Consider the following 11,539-nt stretch of genomic DNA (forward strand, 5'->3'; position numbering starts at 1 on the left):
GCTATAACATAGCAAAGGGTCCCGGATAAGAGTTCGGGATTCTTTCATTTTTTTATAAGACATTAAATCATTAAAAAACATAAGGAGGAAATAACCATGTCAAAAGTGAGTTACATCACGGAGGAGGGTCTTAAACGATTACGTGAAGAGTTGGTTCAATTGGAATCAATTGAAAGACCCAAAATATCAAAGCAAATCGCTGAAGCAAGAGACAAAGGTGACTTGTCGGAAAATGCTGAATACGATGCTGCAAAGGAAGCACAAGGACTTTTGGAAATGAAAATTGCCAAATTAAAGGAAACCATTGCAGGTAGTCGCTTGATTGATGAATCCAAACTGGATACATCAAAGGTGCAAATTATGAATAAGGTCAAGATTAAAAACCTGAAGAACAATGCCGTAATGACCTATACCATTGTTTCAGAAAGCGAAGCAGATCTTAAAGCGGGAAAGATTTCCATATCCACTCCAATTGCAAAAGGACTATTGGGAAAAAAAGTGGGCGAGAAAGTAGACATCACTGTTCCTTCAGGCATTATGCCTTTTGAAATATTAGAGATTTCTTTGTAAATTGACAAAAAAACACTCTGATACTATGGCATCAATATTCACAAAAATCATCAATGGCGAAATCCCATCTTTCAAGATAGCAGAGGATGAGCGATATTTGGCATTTCTGGACATTACGCCATTGGCGAAAGGCCACACCCTGATAGTGCCTAAAAAGGAGGTAGATTATATTTTCGATCTTGAAGATGATCTGTTACAAGGGATGATTGTATTTTCTAAAAAGGTAGCTAAGGCCATTGAAAAATCGATAGAGTGCAAGCGAATTGGTATTGCAGTGGTAGGTTTGGAAGTTCCCCATGCACATGTCCATTTGGTACCTTTACAAACTGTTGCAGATTTGAGCTTTTCAAAGCCTAAACTAAAATTAAGCAATGAAGAGATGGAACAAATTGCAGCGGCCATAAAAGAGAACATCAACTAAGTGTGAAACCTCAAGGTTTCACAAAAAAGCAGGTATAATAAAATTATACCTGCTTTTTTATTATCGTTTAACCCTACCTGGGTTTTTATTAATGAATTCTTTCCAACTTTTAGCTCCGGAAGATGCTATTGGAGTTCGCATCTGAAAGAAATGGCAAACAGCGGCGGCTAATCCATCTGTGGCATCCAGATATTTCTGATCCTGATCATCATGAAGTTTCAAATATTGTTTTAGAAAAAGAGCCACCTGCTCTTTTGATGCATTTCCTCTTCCGGTGATGGCTTGTTTTATTCTAAGCGGTGCATATTCGAAAATAGGAACCGAACGTGACAGGGCGGCAGCCATAGCAACCCCCTGTGCTCGTCCTAGTTTTAACATCGACTGCACATTTTTTCCGAAAAATGGAGCCTCAATGGCCAATTCATCGGGATGATAAGTGTCAATGAGTTGAATAACATGCTCAAAAATCCTCTTAAGCCTGAGATAGTGGTCTTCCAGTTTATTAAGCTCGAGCACACCCATAGCAACCATGGAAGGCTGATTGCCTTTTACCATTAAAACCCCGTAACCCATAACTGTGGTTCCGGGGTCAATGCCAAGTATGATTTTTTCACCTGCTTTTTTGGTCATCCCATGGTTCTCTTCATAACAGAACTAAAATGCGTAACCTTCTCACCAAAATGGGCCACCAGCGATTGCAATTCCGGAGCCAAAAGGTCATCCAGTTGTTCAACCTCTTTGGAGCCGCTGCATCGCCACTGCACTGAAAATATCAGATGCTCCCCACCTGTTTGGGAAACCACCTCGAAAACCTCAGCTTTAAGCTGAGGCATTAAAAGCTCAACACGAGGCAGCAGGCTATCTGTCATCCACTTCTCCCAAACATCAACTAAATTGGCGGGCACATAAAATGATGTATTGAAAATCAGTAACGACATTCTTTAAGCAATAACATCAAACCCACAATATGGCACCAAAACATCAGGAACTTTAATTCCACCTTCAAATTGGTTGTTTTCCAGAATGGCTGCTAATATACGCGGTAACGCAAGCGCACTGCCGTTTAAGGTGTGTGCCAGTTGGGTCTTTTTTTCTCCCTCCTCACGAAAACGAAGTTTTAACCTGTTACTCTGAAAGGTCTCAAAGTTGCTCACCGAACTCACTTCAAGCCAGCGCTCCTGGGCTCCTGAGTAAACCTCAAAGTCGTATGTTAGTGCCGATGCAAAACTCATATCGCCTCCACAAAGGCGCATGATGCGCCATGGCAAGCCTAGTTTTTCAACCAATCCCTGAACATGATTCACCATATCATCCAAAACCTCGTAAGACTTATCAGGATGAGCCACTTGTACTATCTCGACCTTATCGAACTGATGTAAGCGGTTTAAACCGCGTACATCCTTGCCGTATGAACCGGCTTCGCGTCGGAAACAAGCAGAATAGGCACAGTTGCGTACCGGCATTTGATTGCCATCTAAAATAACATCGCGATAAATATTGGTAACAGGAACTTCAGCCGTAGGGATGAGATACAGATTGTCGGCAGTTGCATGATACATCTGTCCTTCCTTGTCGGGAAGCTGACCTGTACCAAACCCTGAATCTTCATTCACCATCAGTGGAGGCATTACCTCTTCGTAACCTGCTTTAATGGCTTCATCCAGGAAAAATGTGATCAGCGCGCGCTGTAAACGTGCTCCCAAACCTTTGTAAACAGGAAACCCGGCACCGGTTAGTTTTACTCCCAGCTCAAAATCAATCAGGTTGAATTTCTTTGCCAGTTCCCAATGTGGAAGAGCTTCCGTTAATTCAGGTTTGAGACCTCCTTCTCGTACTTTAATATTGTCATCGGCACTTTTACCCGCCGGAACAGATGGATGGGGAAGATTAGGCAACTGAACCACCAGGTTTTGCAACTCAGTTTCGATGGAATCTTGCTGAGTAGTGAGGTTTTTAATCTGTTCTTTTAATCCCGCGGTAGCCTCTTTGGCCTGATTGGCCTCTTCTGCTTTTCCCTCTTTAAACAGTTGTCCGATGGATTTTGACAAACGGTTCATCTCAGCCTGAAGATTGTCGGCCTCAGTTTGCGTGGACTTGCGTTGATTGTCAAGTGCAATAATTTGGTCAACGATATTGGCAGCATCAAAGTTCTTAACCTTTAGCCGGTCAATGACTTCCTGTTTGTTGTCCTGAATTTGTTTCAGCGTAAGCATAAAATATTATCTCTATAAGTTGCGACAAAATAAAAATCTCCTGTATCTGTTACGAAAGTAACAAAAACAGGAGACTTTTTAAGTTTTTTCTGTTGTTACTTATTCGGCAGCAACAGGCTCAACGGATACAAAAGAACGATTGTCTTTTCTTTTACGGAAAACTACGTTCCCCTCAACAAGAGCAAACAAAGTGTCGTCCTTACCAATTCCTACGTTTTCGCCGGGGTGGTGCTTAGTACCACGCTGACGTACGATGATGCTCCCAGCTTTGGCGAATTGTCCACCAAAGATTTTTACACCCAGTCGCTTGCTTTCTGATTCGCGACCGTTCTTGGAACTACCTACTCCTTTCTTATGTGCCATATCACATTAATTTTTTTAATTAACCAATCTGAATGTCTTCAATCTGAATTTGACTCAGGTACTGACGGTGACCATTTTTCTTTTTGTACCCTTTACGTCTCTTTTTCTTAAATACGATAACTTTATCGCCTTTAAGGTGAGAAAGAACTTTAGCAGTTACTTTTGCTCCTTCAACAACAGGGGCGCCAATTTTTACGCCGCTTTCGTCTTCAATCAAAAGAACTTCATCAAACTCAACCGAAGCACCTTCATCAGCACTCAAACGGTGTACAAATACCTTACGGTCTTTTTCTACTTTAAATTGCTGACCTGCAATAGTTACAATTGCGTACATCATTCATTAATTTTCTGTTACTTTCCGGAGGTGGACAAATTCACTCGTTGATTGCCTCTTCTGACCCCGCGAAATTGATTCGGACTGCAAAATTAGATAAATTTATTGTGTTAACAAACAAATTATCAGAGATATTTTATAAAAATCAAATGCTTTTATGTGATTCCTTTTGTTGAAGGATAAAATTAGAGAGTTTCTTTCTGGTTTTAGCTAAATCCATATTATAATGTAAACAACAATTCAATTAAAAAGGGAATCACCTGTAATTATTCAGGCAATAGTAAGTTAAAAAAACCATTGCCTTATGAGTTATTTGTTGGTAAATTGTGAAGTACTCACTGTTATTAAACCTAAAAATTGAAGCTATGCAATTGCGAATCATCAAACTTACCGTTCTGTTTTTGGCCATTGTAACAACTGCCAGCAGTCAAAAACAACCATCCACCTACCCGGGCTCTGTTTTCAAGTATCCAAATCAGAAAAACACGCTGCTTTCAATGGATTCATACGAAAAAGTTAAATCATTTTACGCAGATGAGGTTGGGCCTCCCCGAACCGAAGAAGGCAACCCATCATCAGGTTATTTTGCATTCTTTTTATATCAAAAAAGTCTTCCGGACGATTTAGGTGTTTCAGTTTCATCAGGCAGGGGTAGATCAAATGTTATTGGGGACATATTTTCCCGGTTAAAAGGTTTTGAAGTGCAAGGAATAATAACGAATAATCAATTGATTGAAATTGAAAGAAAATACAGATACTTAAGAAACTGTTATTTTGTATACATAGAGGATGAAAAAGGTGTTCTAACATCTGAAGATCGACTCATATTTAGAAAGTATGAGAATACAACAGGATTGGGATGGTCTGAACCTGAAAACCAGAACGAAATAATGCAGCAGATTGAGGCATTAATGTCAGCAGGACGAATCTCTGAAGGCATGGAATTGGCTCAAAAGATGAAGGATGATATTGAAAAAGGAATAGAACTCAGATCAAGTAATGAGGCAGTTAAAATGTGGACAAACTGTTTAGACGAGATATCTGCTAAAGCCTATAGGACGATGATTATTATTTCCATGTAAAAGTACGTTACGGAATGCAAAATCACTTTGATATTCCGTAATCATCAGATATTTTAAATTATTGTGTTACTTTTATGTTTTGTAAACAATTAAAGATCTTAACCATGAAAAAAATGATTTCTTTACTGGTGGTTGTCGTTATTGCCATTTCCACCATGAATGCCCAAAGTGAAGCCGAAAAATTAAAAGCACTACTGGACGGCATCCTTGACCTAAGCGAAGCAACTATTACAGAAAACACCACAGTTCCGGTCATCAGTCAATTGGCAGCGCAGCAAGCTGAAACAACCATTGAGTTGACAAAAGAGAATATTTCAGAAGCCTTTACAACAGGAATGGATTATGCCAATGCACTCATTATTGTTGGACAACATACCATTGTTAAAATCACCAATTGGAGCGACTGTGTTGCTTCCGGCGCGTGGGATGCTTGTATGCCAAAAGGCGAAGGCCTTATCAGGAGAGGAAGCTATACCGAGAGAAACGACTATATCAATAATATTATAGGAGTGCCGGATGCTCAAACCAGAACGTTGTATTTGTTTAAGTAAGCAGTCATCGAAAAGCAATTTGGTTTTAAAAATGAAACTCTGCACTTTAAAAAGTGCAGAGTTTTTCAATTACAAGTGATTTCTTTAGGAAAGCTCCTGTTTGGTTTAACAATGAATGAACATTCAGGAATCAAGGCCGTTTAGTTAAGGCATTTTTCCTTTTTGCTCACCTTAATCCCCTCGGGAAGTAAGATTGACACTACAACAAATCTAAAGTAAATATGTAAAAGAACGTTGTATTAATTAAGTTAGGTCAAATGACACAAACATAGATTGTTGCAGATGGGAATGGGTTAACAGAAGAGTGAATACGAGCTAATTTGGGCCTCATACAGAAAATTGGTGTTCAGTTGTTATTCTAATTTCACGCCTCTCCAAAGCAATTTCAACTTAATACTCAGGAGTTGTTCATCAGGAATACTCAAATGTCTTCGCCTCTCCTCCAGCAACCTGAAATACCTCTTTCTTGATAGATATAATCGTCGTACCAGAAGTATACATCCTAAAAAAAGTTGTCAATCTTCATTGTTATTTAAAATCATTCTAAAAAACGCTTTCTAATTCAAAAATCTTTGTAAATTTGCAACATGGTTGCAAATTTAGATGATATCAACAGTTTGCTCAAAAGCAAAAAGCTGAACGTAACAGAGGTACGACAACAGATTGTTTATGCGTTGATGCAGCCAGGTACGGCATTATCCCAAAAGGAAATTGAGGAATGGCTCATTGAGCGAATAAGCACTGTGGACAGGGTGACCTTATACCGCAACATCAAAACCCTGATGCAGAAGAAATTGATTCATCAGATTGCAGTTGGGCCAAATTCAGTGAAATATAAGTTGGCAGGTAAGCATAAGTCCGCAGAGCACCCTCATTTTCAATGCGAACTGTGTAACCGACTGGTTTGCATGCCTCATATTAAGGTTGACGCCGAACATCTGCCGCATGGATTTGTTATGAAATCAACCAAACTGATAATTGAAGGAGTTTGTGCGAGTTGTAATGGAAAGGTTTGAGGTTTGAAGTTGAATGTTTGAAGTTTGAGGTTTAAAGTTCAGCGTTTGATGTTAAAGGGTTTTGGGTTTATGGTTGTTCATTGAGAAGAAATACCAATCAATTTAAATAGAAAGAAACATAATATGAGAAAAAATATACTACTAACAATATTCATTGGCCTGTTAATGGCCGGATGTAGCGGAGAACGAGATACTGATGTGATTTCGGTGAGCATACTGCCGCAAAAATTTTTTATTGATCAACTTACAGGGGAAATACTGGATGTTAATGTGATGATCCCTCCGGGAGCCAGCCATGCCACCTACTCTCCCACCCCGCAGCAGTACCGCAAGTTGTCCGACTCCCGCTTATATATGGGAATCGGCCATTTGGGATACGAACAAGCCTGGACTCCCCGACTTAAAGAGTTGAATCCGGATATGGCTCTCTTTACGCTATCGGATTTGGTAGAACCAATTTATGGTACTTGCGATCATTCACATGATCACGGACACCATCACCACCATCATCATGGCGTCGACCCGCACATTTGGCTCTCGCCAAAAGTGATGCTGGAGCTTTTGCCACAAATAAAAGAAGCCCTCTCGGCGGCCTATCCGGAACTTTCAGAAACCATCAAAAACAATTATCCGCAACTTTTCAGCAGCGTCGAAGCCATACATCTTGAAATGGAGCAAGTTGCCGCCAATGTTACTCAGCGATCTTTCATGATCTTTCATCCGGCGCTCACCTACCTTGCCCGTGATTACGGATTGGAGCAGGTCGCCATTGAAGTAGATGGGAAAGAACCTTCTCCAGGCATGCTTGCATCGACCATTGCACAGGCAAAAGCGAAAAACATCCCGGTAATATTTATCCAGGAAGAATATGATATTCGTAACGCAAAAATGGTGAGTGAATCAACTGGCATGGCAGTGGCACAGATCAATCCTTTGGCATACGATTGGATTGAATCGATGCAGCATATTATGGATCTTTTCAGAAAGCATTTATAGAATTAAAGATACATGAGTAAATTACTTGCCAGACTTGAAAACGTTACCGCGGGATACAACGGCGAACCGGTGTTAAAAGGGGTGTCATTAGAGATAAGGGAAAATGATTTTATAGGAATCATTGGACCCAATGGTGGTGGTAAAACCACCATGCTCAAGGTTTTATTAGGTATATTAGAGCCTTTCCGGGGGAATGTTGATTTTCCTACCGGAAAAATCAACATTGGATATCTTCCCCAGGCTTCACAAATAGACCGAAGCTTCCCCATTTCGGTGAAGGAGGTGGTTGAAGCCGGATTAAAACCAGACCGTGCATGGAGTCATCATCTTTCAAAATCACAAAAAGATGCTGCCCATAAACTACTAAAAGAAGCAGGCATGGAGAGATATTACAAAAAGCCAATTGGTGAACTGTCGGGAGGACAATTGCAAAAGGTTTTACTTTGCCGTGCCATTGTGAGCAACCCGGCTCTTTTGGTATTGGATGAGCCAAACACTTATGTGGATAAACATTTTGAGAGCGAATTACATCAATGGCTGAAAAAGCTCAATGAAAAAATGGCCATTGTACTGGTTTCCCACGACGTGGGAACCATTCCGTCGTTGGTGAAATCCATTGCCTGCGTAAACGGCACACTCCATTACCACCCTTCCAACCAGCTAACAACAGAGTTGCTCAAAGTTTACGATTGTCCCATCGACCTCATCACGCACGGACATGTGCCTCACAGAGTTTTAAAAAATCATTAATAATGACTGATTTCATATCGCTATTTCAATATACATTTTTTCAAAATGCATTGATGGCCTCGGTGCTAATCAGCATTTTGGCTGCTATGATTGGCACCTACATTGTTTCCAGAAAAATTGTTTTCATCAGCGGGGGCATCACCCATGCTTCGTTTGGAGGTATTGGCATCGCATACTTCCTCGGATTGAATCCCTTTTTTGGTGCAGCGCTGTTTGCCATCCTAACCGGGACAAGCATTGAGTGGATTTCAAGCAAAGGGAAGGTTCGGGAAGACAGTGCCATTGCCATCCTTTGGTCGCTGGGTATGGCATTGGGGATCATTTTTGTTTTTATGACTCCCGGATACACTCCAAATCTCATGAGTTTTCTTTTCGGAAGCATCTTATCAGTGGGGAAATCAGACCTCGTCATTATGTTGGTAATCACCCTCTTTACTGCTCTGTTTTTTCTGGTTTGGTACCGACCGATTATATATTCAGCATTCGACCCGGAATTTTCGAAGATTAATGGCATCCCTGTAGCATTTTTTCGGTATGCCATGGCAGTGCTTGTAGCACTTGCCATTGTGGTGAGCATTCGTGCAATGGGAATCATCCTGGTGCTCAGCTTGTTTACCATCCCTCAATCCACAGCCATGTTATTTACCAACAGCTTTAAACGAATTATTCCGCTCTCAATTCTTTGGGGATGGATCGGTTCATTTTCCGGCTTGTATATCGCCAATCATTTTAACATCCCGTCCGGTGCAGCCATCATTTTTATGCTGACCATTCAGTTTTTGGTGATAAAAGGAATAATAGTGGTATTGGAGATGCAAAAACGAAAGAAGTGAGTGCTTATTGCACGGAGTCCACAGATAGGACATGGAAATTTAGTTTTAAAATCATTAGCGTCCGGCAAATAAAAAAGAATTAATCCAAAAACTTGAATCTAGATTCCTTTCCGCATGGCGGAATTCAGAATGACATCGCTTTATTTGTTTCTCATCGACTTTCCGGAAAACTCTGTGTTTCTTTACTCTTATTCCATAAGGCCTCCGCAATCATCATATCAAAGGGTGATGTGATTTTAATATTCTCCACATTTCCTTCTACCAGGTGAATCTTGCCTCCCAAAGCCTCCACCACGGAGGCATCATCGGTAAATCTCTCTTCAAAATTACAATGGTATGCTTTTTTCAGAAGGGATGTATGAAAAACCTGCGGTGTTTGAACCATCCTGTAGTTTTGCCGCTCACGCGCAAAACTACTCTCTCCCGCAACTTCCCTCAAAGACTCTACCGGCGCAACAACCGGAATAACAGCACCCATCTCCTCAGCGCTGTTAAAACAGCGCGTAATGGTTTCCCTGCTCACAAAAGGCCGAACCCCATCGTGTACTCCTGTTAATCCTTCATCATTAACCAACTCTAATCCGTTCTTTACACTCTCAAAACGTGTGACACCTCCATTAGCCAACTTGTGATTGATAGAGAAATGGTGCTTATCGCATAATTCCTCCCAATATTTTTGGTGAGACAGAGGTAAAACAAGGATGATGTTAATTTCCGGATTAAAACGATGAAAAGTCTCAATGGTATGCATGAGAACAGGTTTTTGCCCAATGGGCAAAAACTGCTTTGGAAGCTCCGCTCCCATTCGAAGACCTTTGCCACCGGCTACAATGATGATATTTCGATGCATAAATTTACAATTACTATGAAAATATAAAACTAAACAGCAGAAACCAAAGAGACAAATAATTATTTGTATTCTCTCATTTTTAAGAAATCATAAAGAAGGAATAAATCAATTTATTATTTAAATTTGAGAAAAAAACCTATGACCCCAATAAGCCTGAATAACCTAAAACCCTGGTATGAGGGTGTTCTTTCTATTTTTTATCCCCAGCTATGTTTTGCCTGTAATAGAAATTTAAACCATGCCGAAGAGTTACTTTGTAAAAAATGTATTGCACATCTCCCGCGTACCCGATTCGAAAACCAAGTTGATAATCCGGTGGCACAAATGTTTTGGGGGAGAGTCCCTATTACTTTTGCTTCTTCTCTTTTCTATTATCGAAAGGGCGAAGTAATTCAGGAAATTATTCACAGACTAAAATACAGAAGAAATCTGCATGCAGGTCTCTTTTTAGGTCGTTTGGTTGCACGTATGGTAAAAGAGAGCACTCTGTTTCCATTTCCGGATTTAATAGTTCCAGTTCCTTTACATGAGAGAAAAATGAGAATGCGAGGGTATAATCAAAGCGAGCTTCTGGCTCGCGGTATGTCAGAGGTTTTGGGCGCTCCTTATGATGCAGAGGTCGCACTCCGGCAGGTTTATGGAGAATCTCAGACCCAAAAATCACGATACGAAAGGTGGGAAAATGTTGATGAGGCTTTTATTTGTGGCGATATTTCACCTGATATCAGAAACATCTTGCTTGTTGATGATGTTGTTACCACAGGTGCGACCATTGAAGCATGTGCATCGGCTTTACAGAAGGCTTCCGATGCAAAGATAAGCGTGGTAACTATTGGTTATGCAGCTCGTTAAAGAATCTCCCTTAATTTTTTTAGTCCATCTGACGCTTTTTCCTTTATTACGGTTACATTTGAAGCGCTGATGTTGGGCTGTCCCGTATCAATTACAAATATTGGAACACCGCTAGGGACATAAGATAGTAGTCCGGCAGCCGGATAAACATTTAAAGAGGTTCCAACCACTACGAAGATTTCTGCAGTTTCAACAATTTTCATGGCATCGTAGATGGCATCCACTGGCTCGCCAAACCAGACAATATGTGGTCTGAGCTGTGAGCCTTCGTCGCATAAATCACCTGTTTTTAATTCCCAATGATTCAATTCATAAACAAGTTCAGGGTTTGATGTGCTTCGGGCTTTTTTAAGTTCTCCGTGCAAATGCAATACATTTTTGCTGCCTGCCTGCTCATGCAGGTCATCAACATTTTGCGTGACAATTTGCACATTAAATGAATTATCCAATCCGGCAATAATTTCGTGGCCGATATTGGGTTTGGACTCAAACAGCTTTTTTCGCCTTTCGTTATAAAATCGGAGAACCAGTTCTGGGTTTGATTGCCACGCCTCTGGTGACGCCACTTGAGTCACATCATATTTTTCCCAGATTCCACCCATATCTCTAAAGGTGGGAAGCCCGCTTTCAGCACTCATCCCTGCACCTGAAAGTATTACAAGTTTTTTCATATATAAACAGAACAAATCATGCAATGCCCCACGAACA

The 11,539-nt window shown here is 40.6% G+C and carries 16 protein-coding genes; 9 read left to right on the top strand and 7 right to left on the bottom strand.

What is annotated here, in order from left to right:
- Nucleotides 1-96: 96 nt before the first annotated feature.
- Together greA and EV194_RS01710 are read left to right on the top strand one after the other, a co-directional pair.
- Complete coding sequence (greA, locus tag EV194_RS01705) at nt 97-570, top strand: transcription elongation factor GreA (RefSeq protein WP_132431444.1); 474 nt, start codon at nt 97-99, stop codon at nt 568-570.
- A gap of 25 nt (nt 571-595) precedes the next feature.
- The gene (locus EV194_RS01710) at nt 596-991 is read left to right on the top strand and encodes an HIT family protein (RefSeq protein WP_132431446.1); all 396 of its coding nucleotides are present in this window, start codon (nt 596-598) and stop codon (nt 989-991) included.
- Between the two features lie 60 nt (nt 992-1,051).
- Here the strand turns inward: EV194_RS01710 and ruvC are convergent, their stop codons facing one another.
- From ruvC to rplU, 5 genes are all read right to left on the bottom strand, one after another.
- A complete protein-coding gene (gene ruvC, locus EV194_RS01715; protein ID WP_132431448.1) occupies nt 1,052-1,621 on the bottom strand; it encodes a crossover junction endodeoxyribonuclease RuvC in 570 nt (189 codons plus the stop codon).
- Nucleotides 1,618-1,929: a DUF4286 family protein gene (locus EV194_RS01720; RefSeq protein WP_132431450.1), complete on the bottom strand. Its 312-nt coding sequence runs from the start codon at nt 1,927-1,929 to the stop codon at nt 1,618-1,620. Before EV194_RS01720 ends, ruvC begins: the two co-directional genes overlap by 4 nt.
- A gap of 3 nt (nt 1,930-1,932) precedes the next feature.
- Nucleotides 1,933-3,204, bottom strand: coding sequence for a serine--tRNA ligase (gene serS / locus EV194_RS01725; protein WP_132431452.1), 1,272 nt, complete (start codon nt 3,202-3,204; stop codon nt 1,933-1,935).
- A gap of 99 nt (nt 3,205-3,303) precedes the next feature.
- Entirely contained in the window at nt 3,304-3,567 is a 264-nt protein-coding gene (gene rpmA, locus EV194_RS01730) for a 50S ribosomal protein L27 (protein WP_132431454.1), read from the bottom strand.
- A gap of 19 nt (nt 3,568-3,586) precedes the next feature.
- Nucleotides 3,587-3,904 (bottom strand): 50S ribosomal protein L21, encoded by a 318-nt coding sequence (gene rplU, locus EV194_RS01735; RefSeq protein ID WP_243699301.1) that lies wholly within the window; start codon nt 3,902-3,904, stop codon nt 3,587-3,589.
- Between the two features lie 323 nt (nt 3,905-4,227).
- On the opposite strand from rplU, the gene EV194_RS01740 reads away from it, so the two are divergent.
- The 6 genes from EV194_RS01740 to EV194_RS01765 all read left to right on the top strand — a co-directional run bounded on the left by EV194_RS01740 (nt 4,228) and on the right by EV194_RS01765 (nt 9,129).
- On the top strand, nt 4,228-4,983 hold the full coding sequence (locus EV194_RS01740; RefSeq protein ID WP_132431456.1) for a hypothetical protein: 756 nt from the start codon (nt 4,228-4,230) through the stop codon (nt 4,981-4,983).
- Between the two features lie 104 nt (nt 4,984-5,087).
- Complete coding sequence (locus EV194_RS01745) at nt 5,088-5,534, top strand: hypothetical protein (protein WP_132431458.1); 447 nt, start codon at nt 5,088-5,090, stop codon at nt 5,532-5,534.
- Nucleotides 5,535-6,121: 587 nt separating this feature from the next.
- Nucleotides 6,122-6,550, top strand: coding sequence for a Fur family transcriptional regulator (locus EV194_RS01750; RefSeq protein WP_132431460.1), 429 nt, complete (start codon nt 6,122-6,124; stop codon nt 6,548-6,550).
- Nucleotides 6,551-6,673: 123 nt separating this feature from the next.
- Nucleotides 6,674-7,546: a metal ABC transporter solute-binding protein, Zn/Mn family gene (locus tag EV194_RS01755; protein WP_132431462.1), complete on the top strand. Its 873-nt coding sequence runs from the start codon at nt 6,674-6,676 to the stop codon at nt 7,544-7,546.
- A 12-nt stretch (nt 7,547-7,558) separates the two neighbouring features.
- Nucleotides 7,559-8,296, top strand: a complete 738-nt coding sequence (locus tag EV194_RS01760) for a metal ABC transporter ATP-binding protein (RefSeq protein ID WP_132431464.1) — start codon at nt 7,559-7,561, stop codon at nt 8,294-8,296.
- Nucleotides 8,297-8,298: 2 nt separating this feature from the next.
- A complete protein-coding gene (locus EV194_RS01765) occupies nt 8,299-9,129 on the top strand; it encodes a metal ABC transporter permease (RefSeq protein WP_132431466.1) in 831 nt (276 codons plus the stop codon).
- Between the two features lie 151 nt (nt 9,130-9,280).
- Here the strand turns inward: EV194_RS01765 and EV194_RS01770 are convergent, their stop codons facing one another.
- Nucleotides 9,281-9,979 carry a 2-C-methyl-D-erythritol 4-phosphate cytidylyltransferase gene (locus tag EV194_RS01770; protein WP_132431468.1) on the bottom strand — a complete coding sequence of 233 codons (699 nt, stop codon included), beginning with the start codon at nt 9,977-9,979 and terminating at the stop codon, nt 9,281-9,283.
- Between the two features lie 138 nt (nt 9,980-10,117).
- On the opposite strand from EV194_RS01770, the gene EV194_RS01775 reads away from it, so the two are divergent.
- Nucleotides 10,118-10,831, top strand: a complete 714-nt coding sequence (locus EV194_RS01775) for a ComF family protein (RefSeq protein WP_132431470.1) — start codon at nt 10,118-10,120, stop codon at nt 10,829-10,831.
- On the opposite strand, the gene EV194_RS01780 is transcribed toward EV194_RS01775, so the two are convergent.
- On the bottom strand, nt 10,828-11,502 hold the full coding sequence (locus EV194_RS01780; protein WP_132431472.1) for an SIR2 family NAD-dependent protein deacylase: 675 nt from the start codon (nt 11,500-11,502) through the stop codon (nt 10,828-10,830). The genes EV194_RS01775 and EV194_RS01780 overlap by 4 nt on opposite strands.
- Nucleotides 11,503-11,539: the final 37 nt, after the last annotated feature.

Source organism: Natronoflexus pectinivorans (genome assembly GCF_004345615.1).
Taxonomy (GTDB): Bacteria; Bacteroidota; Bacteroidia; order Bacteroidales; family Marinilabiliaceae; genus Natronoflexus; species Natronoflexus pectinivorans.